This window comes from Mucilaginibacter sp. OK283, assembly GCF_900110415.1.
In the GTDB taxonomy this organism is placed as follows: domain Bacteria; phylum Bacteroidota; class Bacteroidia; order Sphingobacteriales; family Sphingobacteriaceae; genus Mucilaginibacter.
On sequence record NZ_FODR01000016.1, the window covers coordinates 33,643 to 54,497 of the forward strand.

The window sequence follows — 20,855 nt, forward strand, 5'->3', positions numbered from 1 at the left end:
ATTTTATAATATTGGTTTAAATATTTAAGCTTTGATATATTCAAAACGATTATTCTCATTGCTTCTTTCTCGCCTCAGTTTATTTTCGTTTGCCAGTTTTAAAAGGATACCGGATAACTCCGAAGTTTTAAAATCCGAATCAAACTGCTCCTTACAATAGTTGGCTATTGATGAGATGGAACGTTGGGTATCAAAAAAGTCGGTACTTAATAATTGGTTCAATATCTTGGTTGCCCCCGGCTTTTTACGACCCGAAATAGCAAAACTTTCATCGTCTGGGCGCATTTTACGCCCTTTTTTGCTAAAAATTTCAGATCCATCGGCATCGGCCTTTTCCGACTCAATCATTACGTCCAGTAGTCTGTCGATGATTCGTACCTGTACAGCTTCTGACTGAAATGAGTTAACAACTTCTGCTACCTCAACAAGTTGTTTTTTTAATTTCTCTATATGTTTGCTCATGATGAACTAGATTTGAATTCTAACAGGAATTGTCAAATCTAACTGGAATAATAATTAAAAATATAGCGTATTTTGGTAAAAAAGTTGTTTATGTTAATATTTCAGCTCTTTTTGTGCTAACAATTGGCAAAACATATATTAAATACTAAACAGCATTCACTGTGAGTAGCGATCCTTTGGTTTATAATACGACCTATTATAATGTTTTGGCTATTTTCTCCAGCATTTCAAGCCCGGTATCTATATGATTTTTTTCGATAATAAGCGCCGGCCTGAAGCGAATGCTCTTATCGCCACAGCCTAAATACATGATGTTATTATCTAATCCCTTGTTAATGAAGGTATCGCGCTTGCTTTTGTCAGGAAAATCAAAGGCTGTAAGCAGGCCCTTACCGCGTACATTACTGATAACGGGCATCCTGGCCGAAATTTCGCTGAGTTGATTTTGTAAATAATCGCCCATTTCTGCGGCATTTTGGCAAAGGTTATCCTCCTCAATCACTTCCATTATTTTTGATGACCTTACCATATCAACCAAACTACCGCCCCAGGTTGAGTTAATGCGCGATGAAACATGGAATACATTGTTCTCAATTTCGTCTACCCGGTTACTGCATAATATGCCGCAAACCTGCATTTTTTTACCAAAAGCCAAAATGTCTGGCCTGGCTTTGGGACCAAAGTGCTCATGGCACCAAAATTTGCCGGTAAGGCCAACACCTGTTTGCACTTCATCGTAAATTAACATAGCTTCGTATTCATCGGCAAGCTCACGCAGCTTTTCTAAAAATTCCTTACGTACGTGGTTATCCCCACCTTCTGATTGTACCGGTTCAATAATAATAGCGCAAACATCATCTTTATTATCCTCAAAAGCTTTCCTGATTTGGGCTACAGACAATTGCTCGCGTTGCAGCAAGTCTTCATGATTAGCGTCGCTGTAGGGGAAATTCATATACGGTACCGATACCCTTGGCCAGTCAAACTTGGCAAACCATTTGGTTTTATTGGGCACTGTATTGGTAAGGCTAAGGGTATAGCCGGACCGGCCATGAAAAGCGTGCTCAAAATGGATCACTTTAAACCCTCGTTCTTTTGTATACCCCCGGGCAAAATTCTTTTGCACCTTCCAGTCCATGGCAACTTTTAAGGCATTTTCGATAGCCAATGAACCACCAGCTATAAAAAAAGCGTGCGGCAAATAATCGGGTATGCCAATCCTTGAAAATGTTTCTACAAATTGCGCGTACTGGGTGGTATATATATCAGAGTTGGATGGGTTGGTTAAGGCCGCCAGCATCAGGTTTTTTCTAAACTCTTCGTCGTTCACCATTTTGGGGTGATTGTAGCCTAATGGAACCGAAGCAAAGCAGGTGAAAAAATCAAGGAGTGTCCTATCATTTTTTGAATCATAAATATATACGCCCTTGCTTTTTTCCATGTCAAAAGTGAGGTCGAAGCCATCGGCAAGTACGTGCTTCTGTAATGAAGCCTGAACGTTTTGGGGTGAAACAAGTAGATTGTACATATCAATTTTGGTTTATACAAATCTACAAAAAAGCCCTCAAAAACAAAATTTAGGCGGTTTTTGAACCGATTGGGTAAAAAGTATGTTTAAATTGTTTAAAGTTACTTTTTGTACCAAAGCCGAAAATAGTATAGCGTCACAAGTTGCTTTTTTTTGATTTTAATTTGTTTAATCTTATTTCAATCTGCCTGAATAGCGTAAGGGCAATACTGTTGGATGTGCGTTTTTAATTTATGATATAATCTGTTTGAATATTTAGGGACAGTGGTAAATACCTTATTTTACAAAAAATTGTCAAGTCGGCAAAATCTTTAAATTGTATCAAAACACAAAAAGCCCCGGACTCCCGGGGCTTTTTGCGCTTTCATGTTTAATTGAAAATTATTTTTGTTTAAACTGAACACGACGGTTTAATACACGTCCTTCTTCTGTTGAGTTATCGGCAATTGGCATAGTTTCGCCATAGCCTTTAATTTTTACTTTCTTGGCATCAACACCAGAGTTAACCAGGTAAGTTTTTACCGAGTTAGCACGATCTTTTGATAGCGCAATGTTGTGAGCGGCAGTACCTTCAGATGATGCAAAGCCATCAACTTCCACCTTTTTACCAGAAGCGCGCAAATCGGCAGATGTGGCATCCAAAACAGGATAAGATGAAGTGCGCAATACCGAGCTGTCAAATTCAAACTGGATGTTTGAATAAGCGGTGGCAGCAGTATGAGCTGCTAATGCAGATGAATCTGGTTTAGGGAATACGATAACGCAACCAGAACCATCAACTACGCTACCTGCAGCAGTACCAGGGCATTTGTCAAACTGATCGGCAACGCCATCACCGTCCGAATCTTTTTTCAGGTCGCTAACCGCAGTTTCCACATTGGTAACGCGGCCTTTTAAAGCTTCAACTTCCTGGCGTAAAGCTGCATCGTATAGTTCATCATACATTTGAGCAACCGGGTTAACCCATGTTAGGTTCTGTTTTGTTTTCGGGCCAAAAGTATACTCTAAACCACCATAGGTATAAGAGTAATGGCTAAAAGTTGGGTAGGTATTTTTACCGGCAACATTATAACCTTGTACAAAGCTAACAGTATAACCTAAGTTCAGGGCAACTGCATCAGATAACCTGAATTTTACACCCGCGCCAACAGGGGCATATAGTTCTTTTACCGTATGTCCGTAAGGGTCATTTACTGTAGTACCTGCATCTGTAACATACATTTTAGGTTTGTACATATCTAAACCTAAACCTGCGGAACCATAAAAGTTAACACTGTTCTTACGATGTAAAAAGCTAACACTTGCAATGTTGAACACGCCGCTTAAGGCCACGGAGTTAAAACTGGTTTTGTATTCGGTAATGCCAAATTTTTGAGTGCCGGCTTTATCAATGCCATGTACTTTGCCTCCTAAATAATCTAACTGCAAGCTAAAAGTGTGCGATAGCTGCTGCCTTAAATACAATCCATAACCCAAATCAACTTTAAACTTATTTGTTGTGTTAATGGTAAACGGAACAAGCCCATCAGTTATACCGGCGCTTACACCAATACTGAATGTGTTGTACTGGCCAATACCACCAAATACCTTGGCAGTAGAGGCTTCAGTCGTGGTTGTTGTAGTAGTTGCGGTTTTGGTGGAATCGGTTTGGGCATTAGCCATACCTACAACCATCAAAGAGGCAAATGATAACCCGACTGTTTTCTTTAATGTAGAATAGTTCATAGTTTTAATTTATTAATAAAACATCATTAAGAATCTTAACGATTTAATGCTAAAAACTCATTTTTTTGAAAAAAGTTTTCTGCTATAGAAATATTTTATTTAAAATATTAATTATTAAGGGGATATATTTTTTTGAAAAAAGTATTTTGCGGATTTTATGGGCTTATAATTATTGCATTCATACAATCCGTACTGGTTTTAAAACTACGGCCAATGGTAATATTTATAACTTTACCAGTGCTACTACAACGTTGAAGTAAAAATAAGCGAGGGATATCTTTTTAATTAATAACGCGGGTTGTAGAATTGCATGGATTAACCTTAATACATGATACCATTGAAAGTAATACAAAGTGTACATCCGGAAGATTTTAAACGATATGATACCGCTACCATACGCTCGCGTTTTTTGATAGATAACCAGGTACAACCGGGTAAAATCAACTGCACCTATACTCATTATGATCGTATGATAGTTGGCTTTGCCAACCCTACAGATACTCAATTGCTGCTACCAAATTATCCAAACCTGCGTGCGGAGTATTTTTTAGAGCGGCGCGAGATAGGGATTATTAACGTAGCCGGTGATGGCGTTGTAGTAGCCGATGGCATTACTTATGATGTGAAGAAACTTGATTGCCTATACATTGGCAAGGGCACTAAAAGTGTGCATTTTGCCAGTAAAAATAGTAATGAGCCGGCAGTTTTTTACTTGCTTTCGGCCCCGGCGCATGCAACGTACCCAACAACCTTGTTAACCCATGCTGATGCGGTAAAAGTTACCCTTGGCTCGGCATCAACAGCCAATCATCGTACTATTAATAAATACATCCACCTGGAAGGCACCAAAAGCTGCCAGTTGGTTATGGGCCTTACCATTTTGCACGACGGCAGCGTATGGAACACCATGCCATCGCATGTGCATGATCGCCGCATGGAAGCCTATTTTTATTTTGATGTGCCCGAGGGGCAAAAGATATTCCACTATATGGGTGAGGGCAACGAGACCCGGCACATCACCATGAATAATTACGATGCCGTGGTATCGCCGCCCTGGAGCATTCACTCAGGTAGCGGTACAGCAAGCTACAGCTTTATATGGGGCATGGCGGGCGAAAACCTGGATTATACCGATATGGACCCTATTGCTATTACAGACCTCAGGTAATCATCATCAATAAAAATAATATACATTGGAAAATAATTTCTCTTTAGCCGGTAAGGTAATTGTAGTAACAGGCGGCACGGGCATATTGGGCAACGCCTTTATAAATGGTATTGTTGAAGCAGGCGGCACCGTAGGTATTTTGGGTCGCAACGCCCAGGTAGCCGAGGAGCGTGCCAACGCTATTAACCAAAATGGCGGCAAAGCGGTGGCATTGGTTGCCGATGTTTTAAACCAGGAAGAACTGCAGGCCGCTAAAACCAAACTGATGGATACATTTGGCAGGTTGGATGGCCTGGTGAATGGGGCAGGGGGTAACATGCCGCAAGGCGTTTTACAGCCCGATGAGGATGTTTTTAAAATGAATATAGCCGGCATGAAAACCGTAATGGACTTAAATACCTGGGGCACCATTATCCCCACACAGGTATTTGGCGAGGCTATTGCGCAAACCGGCAAGGGTAGCATTGTTAATATCTCGTCGATGAATTCAAAGCGGGCTATTACCAAGGTATTGGGCTACAATATAGGTAAGGCAGCTGTTGATTGTTACAACCAATGGTTTGCCGTTGAGTTGGCTAACCGTTACGGCGATGCCATCAGGATGAATGCCCTTGCGCCGGGATTTTTCCTGACCGAGCAAAACCGGAACCTGCTTACCAAACCCGAAGGGGGCTATACCGACCGTGGCCAGCTGGTGATAAAGCAAACACCTTTTAAACGTTTTGGCCACCCGGATGAGTTGATTGGCGCATTGGTATGGCTGCTAAGCGATGCATCTAAATTTGTAACCGGGTCCATGATCTGCGTAGATGGCGGTTTTTCTATTTTTGGCGGCGTGTAACAATTTGATAGCACTTCTCTTTATCGCGAAATTTTATCTCAATTATTTTACGTTTGTTAACTGCAATAAATTACAATTGTAACTAAACTTGCCGTTAAAGCTAAAAGGGATATGAATTTCGCGGTTGTTACCATAAAGGATATTGCTAAAGAGCTGGGGATTTCCACATCTGCGGTATCTAAAGCGCTCAAGGATAGTTATGAAATAAGCGAAAAAACCAAAGCGCTTGTACGTGAATGTGCAAAAAGGCTTAACTACCAGCCCAATCACATGGCCCGAAGCTTAAAAAAGGGCAGCAGCAAATCCTTGGGCATAGTTGTATCTACCATCGATAATCACTTTTTTTCGCAGGTTATTAACGGTATCGAGTTTGTTGCCCACGCCAGCGGCTACAATGTGTTTATTACCCAAACACATGAATCGTACGAGCTTGAAAAATTAAACGTAAGCCATTTAATGTACCGCGCAATTGATGGTTTGCTCATATCCTTATCAACAGAAACGGCCGATGTGTCCCATCTTAAAGATCTTCACGAAAAGGGCCTGCCCATTGTTTTCTTTGATCGTGTAAGCGACGAAATAGATACCCACAAAGTAATTGCCGATAATTTTCAGGGCGCTTTTGAAGCAACACAATCATTAATTGAGGCCGGGTATCGCAAAATTGCGCATATAACAAGTTCGGTAAACGTATCCATCACTGCCGAGCGCTTAAAAGGATACCAGGCTGCCCTTGCCCAAAACAACCTGAAGCAAAACGATGGTTTTATAAAATATTGCCTTCATGGAGGTAAAGACCTCATCGAGATTGAAAACGCCATCAACGAATTGCTTCTTTCACCCAATCGCCCCGATGCTATTTTTACCGCATCCGACAGGATAACTACCACAACCCTGATGTTGTTGCATAAAATGGGCTTTAAAATACCTGGCGATATAGCCCTGTTGGGTTTTACCAATACCCAATTGGCCGATGTTTTAAACCCATCGTTGAGTACAGTTTACCAACCTGGGTTTGAGATAGGGAAAAAAGCCACCGAAATGCTTATCAGTTTGATTGAGAGCCGCAGGCCTGTAACTGAATTTGAAACTGTTGTTTTACCCACCCAGGTTTGCATCCGCGATTCATCACGATCAGGCCTTTAACTTTTGTTATTGGCTTTAAGCCTTATGCATTCTGCTTTCAGCTTCTATAATATAACTATATCGATGTAGTAAATATTTCGTTATTGTATTGTATAAAATTGTCTGTTCGGCAATACATTTGAAAACCAGTTATATTTTGTGTCTATATTGGCTTTTAAATTTCATAATTATGCGTTACCGGTTATTTGTAAAGGGTTTAGTAGGCGTATTAATGCTTTGCCAGGGCTATAAAGCAACAGCGCAGGTTGTGCGGTTAGATTATTATTTTAACCGCGAAGTGCATACCGTTGCAGGCGAGACTAAGCGGTTCCATTATTTATGGGACGAAAAAGAAAATACCGGTTATTCTATTTGGGGCGATGCTTTTAAAAGATGTGGCGCTACTTTAGATTCGCTTCCGGCTGCTCCTACGGCAGATAATTTAAAAGGAACCGCCATTTATATAATTGTTGACCCTGATACTAAAAAAGAGAGCTCAAAGCCCAACTACATAACCCAACAAGATGCTGGTGCCATTGCCCAATGGGTAAAAGCTGGTGGCGTATTGGTGATGCTTGCAAATGATAGCGCCAATGTCGAGCTGCCCCACTTTAACATACTGGCCAATAAATTTGGAATGAATTTTAATAACGACCTGCAAAATCATGTAATTGACGATAGCCATTTTGAGGATGGCGCTATTATAACCGCCGGCAACCCGCTTTTTAAAACCGCGCAAAAGATATTTATGAAAGATGTTTGCTCCATAACTACCAATGCTCCTGCAAAGCCCGCTTTGGTAAAAAATGGAATAACCCTGATAGCCCAGGCCAAATTTGGCAAAGGAACGGTATTGGCCATTGCCGACCCATGGCTTTACAATGAATATACCAACGGACGTTTACCGGCCGGATATGAAAATGATAAGGCCGCAAATGATATATCGGCCTGGTTGTTAGCCCGGGTTAAAAAATAAAATAGACAACTGTGTTTACCCAATTAAATAATTATGAAAATATTTAACGCCATTAAAATCCTGTTTTTTTTGATAATTATGAGTGTTATTGCCCCAGTGGCCGCGGATGCCCAACAAACCCCGCATATTAAAGATGTTGCCAATACAGTTGAACGCTTACGCCAGGTAATGATAAGCGCCGATAGCGTGGCCCTGGATAAAATAGCGGCCGACAGCTTGAGTTACGGTCACTCCAGTGGTAAAGTGCAAAACAAAAAGGAGTTTATACACAGCTTTACCAGCGGCGCATCGGTTTTTACAGCTATTGACTTTACAGGGCAAACAATTACCATATCGGGCAACACGGCTATTGTTAGGCACCTACTATCGGCAGCCACCAACGATGCGGGCAAAGGCCCGGGCACCGTTAAGCTGGGTGTTTTGTTGGTTTGGGTGAAAAATGGCAAAGAATGGCAATTACTGGCCCGGCAGGCGGTTAAGGTGCCGTGAGGATAGATTCTTATAAGTATAAATCAATCGTCATTGCGAGTATCCATCAGGATGATCCTGAAAAAAATGGGGATGACTTGTTTACTTATGCGAGTAATTGGCCCTGTCACCCTGAGCCTGTCGAAGGGTCGCACGCAGAGGCCTTCACCCGCTATGCTTCGACAGGCTCAGCATGACAGCCTTTTTTAACAATCACTACATCTCACAACGAGAAGTGCATTTGAATGTATATTGAAAATCAGTAACTTACAAACACGTCATTATAAGGTACGAAGCAATCCCGAACTATGTGGGACTTAGCATGTAGGGGATTGCTTCGTGCCTCGCAATGACGATAGTTGATTTCTTAGCCATTCGCCCCTAAAACCTATCTTTCATTCCCAATAATCCCCAAATGCCGCCGCTATGGATGGCCAGTATTTTACTTCCGGGTTTAAAATGCTTTTTGCCAATCAGGTCGTATAAAGCATACATCATTTTACCGGTATATACGGGTTCAATAACAATGCCGGTGGCAGCAACAAACTGCTTGATAAAACCGATAAGTTCGTCAGTCGCTTTGCCGTATCCGCCAAAATGGTAGTCGGTATGCAGGTCATAATCGGCGGGAGCGGTTAAAAAATGGTTAATCTCGTCCCGGATAAACCCTCCGTTTTTAAACACGGGTATAGCGTTAAATTTTGTTGTAAGTTGATGGCTGGTTAAACCGTTAATAATTCCTGCAGCGGTGGTTCCGGTGCCACAGGCGCAAAAAATATGGTCGTAGCTGTCGGTTAGTTCGTTTACCAGTTCGGCGCAGCCCTGGGCGCCTTCTGCAGATGAGCCGCCTTCGTTAATAAAAAAAGCCTGCTCATTATTGCCAAAATATTTTTGGAATAATGCGGGTTTATCACGATAGCTATCCCTATCGGTAAATACCAGTTGCATGCCGTGTAGTTTGCATAAAAACAGGGTGTTGTTGTCAACTTCTTCTCCGCGCACAATACCGGTAGCTTTGAAGCCGAATTTGGCTGCCGCCGCAGCTGTGGCCAATAAATGATTGGAATATGCCCCGCCAAATGTTACCAAATGATTTTTGTGCTGGTTTTGAGCCGACTTTAGCAGGTATTTGAGCTTGCGCCATTTATTGCCCGATATCATGGGGTGAATGAGATCGTCCCGTTTCAAAAAAACTTTAACCTTGTGTGCATCAAACAACGGATTTGCAATTTGATGTACCGGACTAAAAATTTCGAGATCAATATTCATAAAAATAACCTGCCCATAATGCTATTGCAATATTACGCTTAACCTACCACAAAAAACGATTACTTTTGCGCCCAAATGGCATACGAACCCGAGCTGATAGAGCAGGAAGAACAGGATTTATTTGAACACTTACGCGTTGTGGTCGATAAGGGTCAGTCGCTGTTGCGTATTGATAAGTTTTTGATGCACCGGGTGGAGAATGCCTCGCGCAACCGCATCCAGAATGCCATCGAACTGGGAAATGTGCTGGTAAATGATAAGCCTATAAAAAGCAGCTACCGGGTAAAGCCGCTGGATGTAATTTCGGTTGTGTTACCCCATCCGCCACGCGACACGGAGGTTTATCCGGAAAATATCCCCATTAATATTGTTTACGAGGATGATGATGTACTGGTGGTAGATAAAGCTGCCGGCATGGTGGTACATCCCGGTTATAATAATTATACCGGCACGTTGGTAAATGCTTTGGTTTACCACTTTCAGCAGTTGCCAACATTGCCTGGCAATGATGGCCGGCCGGGCCTGGTACATCGTATTGATAAAGACACCTCGGGTCTGTTGCTCATCAGCAAAAATGAGCGCTCCATGAGCTGGCTGGCCAAGCAGTTTTTTGACCATACCATTACCCGCAAATACATAGCCCTGGTTTGGGGCGATTTGGTTGAAGATGGCACTGTAACGGGCTATATTGGCCGCAGCATTGCCGATAGGCGGGTAATGTCTATTTATGACGACCCGGAGAAAGGCAAATGGTCGGTAACGCACTACAAGGTATTGGAACGTATGGGGTATGTTACCCTGATAGAATGCCAGCTGGAAACCGGCCGCACTCACCAGATTCGTGCGCATATGCGGCATATTGGCCACCCATTGTTTAGCGATGCTACTTACGGCGGGGATAAGATTTTGAAAGGGACGGTATTCAGTAAATACAAGCAATTTGTAGAGAATTGTTTTGAGCTGATGCCCCGCCAGGCGCTGCATGCCCAAACCCTTGGCTTTTTACACCCAACCCAGAAAAAGCAAATCCTGTTTGAATCGCCACTGCCTCCCGATTTTGAAAGCGTGCTGCTAAAATGGCGCAGGTATACTGCGGCTGATAATCAGACCAATGCCAATAGCGAGGAGTAATAAAGAGTGATTTGTGACTAAATGCATAATTTTTGCACAGTAGTTTAAGTTTTAATAAAGCAAACGGCATTTATAAATCAATCCGGTTTTAAAATCTGCACATTTGCACACTTGTAATCTGCACATCTGAAAATGACACCAGTGTTAATCAATTTTAACGGACAAATACTTCCTCAAGGCAGCTTGCTGCTTAGTGTGGCTAACCGGGCATTTAAATATGGCGACGGTTTGTTTGAGAGTATGCGCCTGATGAAAGGACAGCTTAAATTTGCCGATTTGCACGCCGACCGCCTGCAACGCGGTATGAAGGCGCTTAAAATTGATGGTTACTCGCAAATGGATACCTGGTTTTTAAAAGATATTGTGGAGGAACTTGCCCGCCGCAACAAAGTAAGACATGGCCGGCTGCGCCTGACTGTTTATCGGGAGGCCGAGGGCTTGTATACGCCTACTCAAAATAAAATGGGCTATTGCCTGGAGCTTACCGCATCTGACGAGCCGCGGTACTTTTTGAATGAGAAGGGGTTGATTATGGATGTATTTACCGAATTACCCAAGCCATCCAATTACCTATCCAACATCAAAACCTGTAACTCGCTTATTTATGTGATGGCGGGCATCTATAAAACTCAAAATAAACTTGATGATGTATTCCTGCTGAACCAAAGCGGGTTTTTATGCGAGGCAAGCAGTTCAAATATATTTATCCATTACCAAAATCACCTGTACACGCCAGCACTAAGCGAAGGCTGTGTAGAAGGTGTAATGCGCCAGGTAGTAATAAAGCTTGCCCAGGATAACAATATTGATATTACCGAAGCCCAGATAAATCCCGACATCCTTTACGAAGCCGACGAAGTATTTTTAACCAACGCCACCCGCGGCATCCAAACGGTAATGGGCTTTGGCGTAAGGCGCTATTTTAACAGGGTAAGTAAGGTTTTGATGGATGAGCTGAATAAGTTGTGAGTAGTGAGTAGTGAGTAGTGAGTAGTGAGTTTTGAGTTTTGAGTTTTGAGTTTTGAGTTTTGAGTTTTGAGTTTTGAGTTTTGAGTTTTGAGTTTTGAGTTTTGAGTTTTGAGTTTTGAGTTTTGAGTTTTGAGTTTTGAGTTTTGAGTGAAATTGGCGATCAAGGTAAGCAATTCTTTAGTCCGTTTAATTCAGTTTAACAAAAAATAGCAATCATAACTCAGGGCAAACGCATCTAATTGGGTTAACATAACTTAACATACTTTAGATATTTTTTTTATAAATATTTAATAATCAATGCTTTGTATTTTAACATGGTTAACACTAAACTGATCGCGCAATTTAGGCTCATCCCAATATTTGTGCCTGTTGTTGGCCAACGCAAGTCTCTTTGGCACTTGGATCATTTAACTGGCATCAGCCAATAAAAATAAGGTATCGTTTGATGCTGACATCTTCCCGACGCTAAAAGCTTATTCCGTTAGCTATTATTAAATAACAGCTTATCGCCGTTAACTATTTAGATGCGTTTGCCCTGAATCATAACTGTTCTTCGTAGATAAAGAAACGGCCGGTTTGCCGGTCTTGCATATATAAGGTATTCCCACTACTTTGTTTCCATAGGTTAACGTTTTGTGGAGGCGTAAACCATGCCGGCGCGTCCGTTGGTAATATCGCTATGTTATCGGTTTTAATGAGGCTGTTTTGTTTGATAAAAGCTGCACACCATTTTGGGGTGGGCGCCAACTCTAAATAAACTATGTACTCTTTAGTAAAATGTGCCGATTGCCAGAATTGGCCGTGAATGGCGAATACTTCTTTGCCGGGTTTTTCGCCTGCCCAAAGCATGTAGCATTCTTCGGCATTGTTGGACCTCTTTTCCCGACAGCTGCTTAAAATGAAGCAAAGTAATACAGATAATAAGAGAATCGGAGCCCGCTTCATTTGGGTATTACTGATTTTGAAGCCAAAGATAAACTTATTCTTCAATAGCTACCGGTGCTTTAATAGCCGCCAAAATGCCGTCCCAAAGCGCAATACGGGCTTGTAGTGCTTCCTGTACAGCAGTGGTCGCTTCTTCCCATTTGGAATCGTCGTCGCCGCAAAGTTCGGCGGTCATTTCGTAGGCCAGGTGGGAGTGGTGGTCGCCGTCAACTTCAATGTGGCGCTCCAGGTAGTAAAGCAAAATATCAACCTTGCCGGGCAGTTGGCGGCTGAGTTCTTTAACAATACTTACAAACATATCGGGTATTAAATCCTCGCGGCCAAAGGTAAATACCGCTGCCTGCACATGGTTTTTATTGGTGGCTATAACATCAAAAGTATGCAGCATAAAATTCCGGGCCGCCAACGGGATATCAGCAATAATTAAAGCTTCGTCGATATGTTTGCCGAAGTTTAATTCATGAAATAAATTGTTAATAGCAATGGCGTCGCTGCCGGCCTGATGCATGGCGCGCAGGTATAGTTCAAAATGGCTGGTGCGGTTGCCTTGTTCGTCAACATCGCTTTCCTCGCCGGTTACAATTTCATTAATCAGGTAGCGTGTATTGGCATTACCGGTTGGCATCCATGGTGTGGCAGTACAGGTAAGCTTTTGTTGTAACGATTTTAACAGCGACATAAAATCCCACACGGCAAACACATGGTGATCCATAAAAACGGTTAATTCATCCAACGAGTTAATGTTTTTATATAATTCGTGTTGTATCAGTTGATCACGTAAAGGCTGGATCTGGGTTTTTAGTAGTGCTATGCGTTCGCTGTAATTTGCCATCGGGTATTCGGTATATTATGGCGGCAAAAGTAGCAATAACAGGTGTTAAAAAACGTTAAGTTGTAATTTTTGACTTTGACTTGATTAGAATATCATTAGCCATAATAGTAACAATACTAAATGTTCCTTATCCTATTACATATAATCAATTATGAAAGCAACCGCCTTATTATCAACCCTGCTCATCATCCTGTTTTTTTCGGCATGCAACTCTACGCCTTCGAAAGATATTGCTACACCGAAAACCGATATGCCCGAACCGTTAAAGGACGATAAATCAGACTTTAGCCTGAAGAGGATGCCTTCAGGTTCGTTAATGGATGAGATTTATGACGACTTAGCAAAAAAAGATCCGCAACTTCAAAAGCTGGAAGAGCAACTAACTCATTTTAACAGCGGCATAGCCGATAGTTTAAAGGCGTTTAATAATTATGCTGCAAAATCAGATAGGTACTATTTTTCGGCAAACGAATCATTAACAGCTATAAAAGATACAGTGTTGCGGGCGCAACTTAGTGCACTAATAGCCGATAGTAAATTGAAATACATGGATAAAATAAGCAGGTTTACCAGTTTAAAAGCGCACATTGATAGCAATCAGATAAAATTGGCGACTATCATACTGTGCTGAAAATAGTTGCAACCCTGCCTGTTATTGAAAAGTACCAGGACAAAAACATGCCCGATATTACCAGTACGGCAAACCTGGCAAATGAGGCGCAGCATTTACGGGTTAAAACAATGCAGCTGGCAAGGAAGTATCAAAAAAAATAATTTGTTTTTTACTCTAAGTTCGAAAGGGCCACTTTGCGTATTTCGCAATTATGGCCTCCAACGGAATGAGGTTTGCTTCATCTTCGCTTTCGTCATAGGCTTTAAGTATACCTTCCCGCTGTTCTTCTGTTAATGAAAGCCAGTCCGAATTTTCTTGTTCTAATGATTGATCCATCACAATTTCACCCCTCTTAAAAAATCCTCAATACCCATACGTTTTTTGCCTTCCAGCTGTATATCTTTTACACTAATAAAACCGCCTTTGGCGGCAAACTTTAAAAATGTTTTACCATCGGTAAGGAAACCGCCTGGCTGTATTGCCGGTTCATCAATCAAAAGTTCTGAAGCGTAAATTTTTAATAATTTACCGTTCAAGTCCGTATAGGCGGTAGGGATGGGGCTTAGGCCACGGATTTTGTTGTATACCGTTTCGGCAGGTTGCAGCCAATCAATCTTACAATCTTCCTTAAATATTTTAGGGGCATGTTTAAGCTCTTCGCCGGTTAACAACTGTACTTGCGGATGCTCATGATAACGGCCGCTTTCAACCGCCTTTACTGTTTTTACCAGCAGGCCAGCCCCTTTGTTCATCAGCCGGTCATGTAAGTCGCCTGCAGTTTCGGTGCCGGTTAGGGTTATTTTTTCGGTGAATAATACATCACCGGTATCAATTTCATGTTTCAGGAAAAAAGTGGTTACACCGCTTTCCTTTTCGCCATTGATAATTGCCCAGTTGATAGGTGCCGCGCCACGGTATTGTGGCAACAATGAAGCATGAAGATTGATGGTACCTTTGGCAGGCATCGTCCAAACAGCTTCTGGTAACATCCTGAAGGCTACAACCACCTGTAAATCTGCCTTAAGGGCTTTAAGCTCGGCTAAAAAATCGGGGTTTTTTAGTTTTTCGGGTTGTAATACTTTTAAACCATTGGCTACTGCATACTGTTTCACTGCCGATTCGTTTAGTTTTTGCCCACGCCCTGCGGGTTTATCCGGGGCGGTAACAACGCCAACAATATCGCTGCCGGCTTTTATTAATGCATCAAGCGATGCCACTGCAAAATCGGGGGTGCCCATAAATACAATTCTCATGGTATATGCTGTTTTATTTGCTTCGTTTATTAATTGTACAATAAGTACTTGCTACGTGTTATGTTAAATTGCTTTAAACCTGGTTCCCAACTTGCGCGAATCTCGTTCTCTGTTTTGCCATCTGCAATCTGCTTCTGCAATTCTTTGCCGCCTGCTAACTTGTTAAAATATGCATTAAAAAAATGCTCTTTATCCGGGAAAGCTTTATAAAGCTCAATAAGCCACGATAAGTTAATATGCCCCATGGCGCGTATTTGGTTCGGCGTGTAATTTTTAAGGTCGATGCCGAAGCATTGTTTATCTTTTTGCGGAGGGGTCTCGCTCATACCGGGGATGCCAACAGGAGTAAAGGAAAAAGGATAAATGCCCTTTAACAGGGGGTGCCCCAACAGCAGGAACGGGAAGTAAGTGCCCCTGCCCAGGCTAAATGTTGTGCCTTCAAACAAGCAGGTGCTGGGGTAAATTAAAATAGACTGTTCTGTATTTAAATTGGGCGATGGGTTTACAGGCAGCTTATAAGGCATATTGTGGCTGTAATTGGCCACTTTTATAATTTTTAGTTTGCATTGTACGCCGTTTTTTAGCCAGTGTTCGCCATTTATCATTTGTGCATACTCGCCAATGGTCATGCCATGGCTTATGGGGATGGGGTGCATGCCCACAAAGGAGTGGTAAGCGGTATCCAGTATGGGGCCATCAACCAGGTAGCCATTGGGGTTTGGCCTGTCCAGTATCATCAGTTCGATGTTATTTTCGGCACAGGCCTCCATTACATAATGCAGGGTTGATATATAGGTGTAAAATCTTGCGCCAACATCCTGAATATCAAATATCATCAGGTTTATATCCTTTAGGTCTTCGGCTGTTGGCTTGTAATGTTTATTGCCATAAAGAGAGATTACGGGCAAGCCTGTTTTGGCATCTATAGCATCGTTTACCACAGCTCCATTGCTGGCATTGCCGCGAAAGCCGTGTTCGGGGCCAAATACTTTTTTAATGCTGATGCCACGTTTTAGTAAACTATCAACACTGGGTGTAAGGTTTTTGCCAATAACAGAAGTTTGATTAACAACCATCCCGATATTTTTTCCCTTAAGATAGTCAATATACAGCGGAATTTGATCGGCACCGGTCAATATTTCTGTATTATTTTTTTTATCGTTTTTTTCTTTTTTTAGATGGCTTTTAGAATATGGAGCCGGATTGGCGCAGGCAGTATACACACTTAGTAATGCTATTAAAGCGCTTTGTAAAAAAACAGGTGTAATCTTCATAAAATATTGTTTTGAAACAATTTAAAAAGTAGCAGGTTTAATAGCAAAACCGCATATTTGCGAAGGTACTAAAAATCATTCTGCATTGAGTTTCGCCTCCTTTATATCCGCCCGTATAACATTCAAGTCAAAGCGTACATTTTCAAAGCTAATTGTACGTATTGCCATTATTGGTATTATGCTTGGTTTGGGCGTAATGATATTATCATTGGCCATTGTAAAAGGATTTAAACACGAGATACGCGAAAAAGTTCGTGGTTTTGCCGGCGATATACGCGTCATTAAGTTCGACCTGAACAGTTCATACGAGAGTTCGCCTATTGTTGAAGATGCTGGTTTTATTGCGCGGATGCGTAAAAGCCCGCTAATTACCCATGTAATGCCAACTGCTACCAAACCCGGAATTATTAAAGCTAATAACGAGATTGAAGGCGTGGTGTTAAAGGGGGTTGACAAAACGTACGACTGGAGCTACTTTAAAAAAATGATGGTTGCCGGCGATGTGATCGACTTTAAAGATTCTGTTGAAGCTCAAAAAGAGATCATGCTATCGCAGCAAACCGCCAACCGGTTAAAGCTACAGGTAGGCGACAAGCTGCTGATGTATTTTGTACAGGAGCCCTTGCGTAAGCGCCAGTTTAAAATAAAAGGCATTTTTAATATCGGGGTAGAGGAGGTTGACAAGACATTTGTAATAGGTTCGCTATCGCTGATAAACCGCCTGAACGATTGGAAACCCGGCGAAATTGGGCAATATGAATTACGCGTAGCTGACTTTGACCAGGTGGATTTTGCGGCAGATAAACTCGATCAGATTTTGCCGGTAAGGTTAAAATCGCGGACGGTAATAGAAGATTATCCTAACATATTTGAGTGGTTGAAATTATTGGATGTAAATTCGGTAGTGATGCTGGTACTGATGGTTATTGTGGCGGTTATCAACATGATATCTGCGTTGTTAATTATGATTTTAGAGCGGACAGCCATGATTGGTATGTTTAAAGCCATGGGCGCTTCAAATTGGAACATCCGGAAAATATTTTTATACAATGCCACTTATTTGATAGGCCTCGGCCTATTGTTGGGCAATGCGCTTGGCCTTGGCCTGGGTTATTTTCAGCAACAAACCCACTTTTTTAAACTCGACCAGGCGTCTTATTATATGACATTCGTACCCGTACGATTTGGATTATGGGATGTATTGCTGCTTAACCTGGGCACATTGATAATTTGCCTGCTGGTGCTTATTGTGCCATCGATGCTCGTGAGCCGGATTTCGCCGGTGAAGGCTATCAGGTTTAAATAGGTTGTTAGTCAGGGTATCAGACACCGGCGATGGAGAATGGTTTTGCACTGATGCCGCTTATTTTTTGGAGACTACCAATTGCATGAAGTGAGACAACTGTTTGCGGCGCTAAAACTCCATGAAGTATATGAGGGCTTAATGGACAGAATGCCGGGAAATTACACCCGGCTTGGCATAGCTAAGGCTTATAGGATTTGGTGGGACTGAATCCGCGCAGAAGTACGATAACTTTACCGTTATTTCATTGTAAATTCGGTTCTACCTTTTTCCTCCTGAAAAATTAAACTTCAAATTTAAACCGCCTGCTCCAAACTTTATCTGTTGTGCGCCCATTCCCTGGAGGGGGTATTTCAAAAACGGCTCGATAATTAAGCGGTTTTTGCCTAAGGCTGTTCCTACACCTACCGATATATTCAGCGTTCTGGCAAAATAAAAGCCATTGAAGCTTTGTCGGTTTGTTTCTTCGGATGTTTGCTGGGTTGCGCCGCTTAACAACGAACTATGGGGGATACCATAACTGGTAGTATAAGCTTCATTAATAAATGTACCCGAACTTAAACCAGCCGAAAAATAAGCATCTGTTTTTTCGGGGTTAAACTCGTATTTTAAATTGATAGGCACATCAAGCCCTACCAAACTGGCATTATAATTTTTAAACACCGGGAACGACGAAGCAGGCACCAGCTTGTTATCCTGTGCTGCAACAGCAAATGTTACTGCGCTGGCTGCGCTTGCGGTTGGCGGTACGTTGCTGTTGTACTTCAGCGTATTTTGCGCCAGGGCAACCCCGGTAGATAGTTTGATGTTTTTGCTAAGCCTGATATCGGATGTAAAACCGGCCCCGGCATTTACCTGGTTGGCGCTCCCTTTGGCATAGTTAAAAAAAGTGGCCGCGTAAATGCCAAATTTTACTTTTTTATCGTCTGTAGCTTTGTCTTTTGCCTTTGGAGTTTGCAAATTATCGGCAGCAAGCATTGTAGCCATGGCATTGGCCGATGATGGCCTGGCCTGCGTTGGCTGCTGGCTTGCCGCATTGGGTGTTACATTAGTTGTAGTAGCTTTGGTAGCTGGTGCAATAACCGGATTTGCTGCATATTGCTGCTTGCCTGCATCAGTAACAATGGTTTTAGCACTATCTGCTTTAGTGCCTGGTGTGGCTACAATAACGGGTTGTTTATTGGCAGCAGCTGGCTGTTGGATTGCAAATTGATTAATCGTGCTGTTTATGCTATTATTTTGGTTAACCTGGGGCTGTTTAGCCGCCGGAGCATTTACAGGAATTTGGGTTGATGACGTGAAAACTGCCACACTATTTTGGCTAACAGCAGCTGCGGTTACGGCCGGGTTGTTTATTGCCGGCTTTTTACGCGGATTGTTCTGATTTTGAGCAATATTGCTTTGGGCTGATATTGTAGTATCAACAGAATTACTATTACCTGAACCGGTATTAGCTGCTAAGCGGCTAACGGTATCAGTCTGTACGGCTTGTTGACGCCGGGTATTTTGCTTAACCGATTTTATAACAGCGGTATTAGTAGTGTTTGCTTTTTGTTTGTTGTTAAGCATCCATACACCAATGGCTAAAAATAGCAGCAGGCCGGCTGCGGTGCTTGCCCACCACAGCCAAACCATAGGGCGCTTCTTCTCCTCCTCAGGAAATTTTTCCCTGAGCAGCAGCCAGCCCTCATTAGCGGTGTCGTCTTCGTAATGATCAAACACCTCCCTGATGCGGTTCTTTAAGTCGTTATCCAACGGATCATCCATGGTTTTGTGCTTCTTGCCTTAATATTTTCCTTAATCGTTCTTTAGCCCTGCTCAAATAAACGCGCGATGAGCTTGCCGGGATAGCTAACATATTGCCAATTTCGTCATGATTATAACCATCTATTTCGTACATATTAAAAATGGTAAGCTGTATGGCAGGCAACTCATTCATCATCTTTAATATGTCTTGTGCATTTAAATTATCAACCGTACCCATATTACTGCTTATGGGCGCGGCATTATCCAACTCAACATTTAACTGGAATTTCAGGTCCTTGCGGCGGCGGTCGATAGCAGTGTTCACTACAATTGTACGTAGCCAGGCTTTAAAGGGTTTATCTGTATTGTAATTATGTACGGCGTTAAATACTTTTATAAATGCATCATTTACAGCCTCCAAAGCGTCGTCGCGGTTAAGGCTGTAACGCAGGCTAATACCCATGGCGTAGCCATAAAACTGCTTATACAGCATTTCCTGGTATTTAAGGCTGCCTTTTTTGCATTGGCTGATAATTTCTTCTTCAGTAATGCCTTTGGGTGGATGCATTAAGTGTGTTTAATTCCGCTTAAATATTGTGTTGTTTTTTATGTATTTACGCAATAAACAACCCTGTTGATACAAATAAAAAAGATTTTCCTATTAACGCCATATGCAGGCATCAATAGTTATCGCTAATTATTAAATCAGGTGAGCCCGACTTACCAAAAAAGCCGCCACCAAAATATGGGCGACGGCATTTCAGTTAAAAACAATAATAATTAGTTTGCAGTTTTTACAAGGTCATAACGGCCTATAGTATCCGGGCTGGAAGATGAGCTTGCACGTAACATTTTAAAGTTGGTACCATCGTAAATATATTGGTAAACACCTACCAAATGATTTTTGGTGCGCGGTACGCCCGATTTAAAAGTGCTATCGTTAAACTGGATGTAATAACCGTCAAAAGCAAAAGTACCGTGACTGCCGGCATGTTTTACAGTAGTATCTGCTGTTACGGCGAAGTGATAGTTACTGGTCATTTTCAACACTATCGAATCTTTCAAGGTATCATATTTACCGGTCGAGTTTTTAGTTAATAGTCTGAACTGACCTTTAAAAGTTCCTACCGGTGCAGATACTACAACTGAGGTTCCTGAGTTTTTGGCGCAGGCTGCAAGTAAGGTTAACAACAGGGGGAGTAAGTAAAATAAATTACGCTTCATATT

21 protein-coding genes are annotated in these 20,855 nt (G+C 42.0%); 10 read left to right on the forward strand and 11 right to left on the reverse strand.

The window, feature by feature from the left end; all coding sequences use genetic code 11:
• Positions 1-24: 24 nt before the first annotated feature.
• The 3 genes from BMX56_RS26820 to BMX56_RS26830 form a co-directional block, all read right to left on the reverse strand.
• Entirely contained in the window at positions 25-462 is a 438-nt protein-coding gene (locus BMX56_RS26820; protein ID WP_090652797.1) for a hypothetical protein, read from the reverse strand.
• 196 nt (positions 463-658) lie between these two features.
• Positions 659-1,990 (reverse strand): L-lysine 6-transaminase, encoded by a 1,332-nt coding sequence (lat, locus tag BMX56_RS26825; RefSeq protein ID WP_090652798.1) that lies wholly within the window; start codon positions 1,988-1,990, stop codon positions 659-661.
• A 381-nt stretch (positions 1,991-2,371) separates the two neighbouring features.
• A complete protein-coding gene (locus BMX56_RS26830; RefSeq protein WP_090652799.1) occupies positions 2,372-3,715 on the reverse strand; it encodes an OmpA family protein in 1,344 nt (447 codons plus the stop codon).
• A gap of 328 nt (positions 3,716-4,043) precedes the next feature.
• Here BMX56_RS26830 and kduI point away from each other — a divergent pair, with 328 nt between their 5' ends.
• The 5 genes from kduI to BMX56_RS26860 all read left to right on the forward strand — a co-directional run bounded on the left by kduI (position 4,044) and on the right by BMX56_RS26860 (position 8,314).
• Positions 4,044-4,883: a 5-dehydro-4-deoxy-D-glucuronate isomerase gene (gene kduI / locus BMX56_RS26840; protein ID WP_090652801.1), complete on the forward strand. Its 840-nt coding sequence runs from the start codon at positions 4,044-4,046 to the stop codon at positions 4,881-4,883.
• Between the two features lie 25 nt (positions 4,884-4,908).
• Entirely contained in the window at positions 4,909-5,724 is an 816-nt protein-coding gene (locus tag BMX56_RS26845) for an SDR family oxidoreductase (RefSeq protein WP_090652802.1), read from the forward strand.
• 111 nt (positions 5,725-5,835) lie between these two features.
• The gene (locus BMX56_RS26850) at positions 5,836-6,870 is read left to right on the forward strand and encodes a LacI family DNA-binding transcriptional regulator (protein ID WP_090652803.1); all 1,035 of its coding nucleotides are present in this window, start codon (positions 5,836-5,838) and stop codon (positions 6,868-6,870) included.
• A 169-nt stretch (positions 6,871-7,039) separates the two neighbouring features.
• The gene (locus BMX56_RS26855) at positions 7,040-7,825 is read left to right on the forward strand and encodes a DUF4350 domain-containing protein (RefSeq protein WP_255369931.1); all 786 of its coding nucleotides are present in this window, start codon (positions 7,040-7,042) and stop codon (positions 7,823-7,825) included.
• A 33-nt stretch (positions 7,826-7,858) separates the two neighbouring features.
• Positions 7,859-8,314, forward strand: a complete 456-nt coding sequence (locus BMX56_RS26860; protein ID WP_090652804.1) for a nuclear transport factor 2 family protein — start codon at positions 7,859-7,861, stop codon at positions 8,312-8,314.
• Between the two features lie 360 nt (positions 8,315-8,674).
• Here the strand turns inward: BMX56_RS26860 and BMX56_RS26865 are convergent, their stop codons facing one another.
• Positions 8,675-9,562 (reverse strand): 1-aminocyclopropane-1-carboxylate deaminase/D-cysteine desulfhydrase, encoded by an 888-nt coding sequence (locus BMX56_RS26865; RefSeq protein ID WP_090652805.1) that lies wholly within the window; start codon positions 9,560-9,562, stop codon positions 8,675-8,677.
• A 75-nt stretch (positions 9,563-9,637) separates the two neighbouring features.
• On the opposite strand from BMX56_RS26865, the gene BMX56_RS26870 reads away from it, so the two are divergent.
• The gene (locus BMX56_RS26870) at positions 9,638-10,693 is read left to right on the forward strand and encodes an RluA family pseudouridine synthase (RefSeq protein ID WP_090652806.1); all 1,056 of its coding nucleotides are present in this window, start codon (positions 9,638-9,640) and stop codon (positions 10,691-10,693) included.
• 132 nt (positions 10,694-10,825) lie between these two features.
• Complete coding sequence (locus BMX56_RS26875; protein ID WP_090652807.1) at positions 10,826-11,662, forward strand: aminotransferase class IV; 837 nt, start codon at positions 10,826-10,828, stop codon at positions 11,660-11,662.
• Between the two features lie 540 nt (positions 11,663-12,202).
• On the opposite strand, the gene BMX56_RS26880 is transcribed toward BMX56_RS26875, so the two are convergent.
• Together BMX56_RS26880 and BMX56_RS26885 are read right to left on the reverse strand one after the other, a co-directional pair.
• Entirely contained in the window at positions 12,203-12,607 is a 405-nt protein-coding gene (locus BMX56_RS26880; RefSeq protein ID WP_143065540.1) for a hypothetical protein, read from the reverse strand.
• Between the two features lie 34 nt (positions 12,608-12,641).
• The gene (locus BMX56_RS26885; RefSeq protein WP_090652809.1) at positions 12,642-13,439 is read right to left on the reverse strand and encodes a DUF3050 domain-containing protein; all 798 of its coding nucleotides are present in this window, start codon (positions 13,437-13,439) and stop codon (positions 12,642-12,644) included.
• Positions 13,440-13,590: 151 nt separating this feature from the next.
• Here BMX56_RS26885 and BMX56_RS26890 point away from each other — a divergent pair, with 151 nt between their 5' ends.
• Positions 13,591-14,070 carry a hypothetical protein gene (locus BMX56_RS26890; protein WP_090652810.1) on the forward strand — a complete coding sequence of 160 codons (480 nt, stop codon included), beginning with the start codon at positions 13,591-13,593 and terminating at the stop codon, positions 14,068-14,070.
• Complete coding sequence (locus BMX56_RS30300) at positions 14,064-14,213, forward strand: hypothetical protein (RefSeq protein WP_177183935.1); 150 nt, start codon at positions 14,064-14,066, stop codon at positions 14,211-14,213. The genes BMX56_RS26890 and BMX56_RS30300 overlap by 7 nt, the downstream gene beginning before the upstream one ends.
• A gap of 174 nt (positions 14,214-14,387) precedes the next feature.
• Here the strand turns inward: BMX56_RS30300 and fmt are convergent, their stop codons facing one another.
• Both fmt and BMX56_RS26900 read right to left on the reverse strand, forming a co-directional pair.
• Positions 14,388-15,305 (reverse strand): methionyl-tRNA formyltransferase, encoded by a 918-nt coding sequence (fmt, locus tag BMX56_RS26895; RefSeq protein WP_177183936.1) that lies wholly within the window; start codon positions 15,303-15,305, stop codon positions 14,388-14,390.
• A gap of 29 nt (positions 15,306-15,334) precedes the next feature.
• On the reverse strand, positions 15,335-16,579 hold the full coding sequence (locus BMX56_RS26900; protein ID WP_090652812.1) for an exo-beta-N-acetylmuramidase NamZ family protein: 1,245 nt from the start codon (positions 16,577-16,579) through the stop codon (positions 15,335-15,337).
• Between the two features lie 85 nt (positions 16,580-16,664).
• Between BMX56_RS26900 and BMX56_RS26905 the strand changes: the two genes are divergently transcribed.
• Entirely contained in the window at positions 16,665-17,885 is a 1,221-nt protein-coding gene (locus tag BMX56_RS26905; RefSeq protein WP_090652813.1) for an ABC transporter permease, read from the forward strand.
• Between the two features lie 258 nt (positions 17,886-18,143).
• Here the strand turns inward: BMX56_RS26905 and BMX56_RS26910 are convergent, their stop codons facing one another.
• The 3 genes from BMX56_RS26910 to BMX56_RS26920 all read right to left on the reverse strand — a co-directional run bounded on the left by BMX56_RS26910 (position 18,144) and on the right by BMX56_RS26920 (position 20,852).
• Positions 18,144-19,649 (reverse strand): hypothetical protein, encoded by a 1,506-nt coding sequence (locus tag BMX56_RS26910; RefSeq protein ID WP_090652814.1) that lies wholly within the window; start codon positions 19,647-19,649, stop codon positions 18,144-18,146.
• The gene (locus tag BMX56_RS26915) at positions 19,642-20,196 is read right to left on the reverse strand and encodes an RNA polymerase sigma factor (protein WP_090652815.1); all 555 of its coding nucleotides are present in this window, start codon (positions 20,194-20,196) and stop codon (positions 19,642-19,644) included. The genes BMX56_RS26910 and BMX56_RS26915 overlap by 8 nt, the downstream gene beginning before the upstream one ends.
• A gap of 212 nt (positions 20,197-20,408) precedes the next feature.
• Positions 20,409-20,852 (reverse strand): hypothetical protein, encoded by a 444-nt coding sequence (locus BMX56_RS26920; protein WP_143065541.1) that lies wholly within the window; start codon positions 20,850-20,852, stop codon positions 20,409-20,411.
• Positions 20,853-20,855 lie beyond the last annotated feature (3 nt).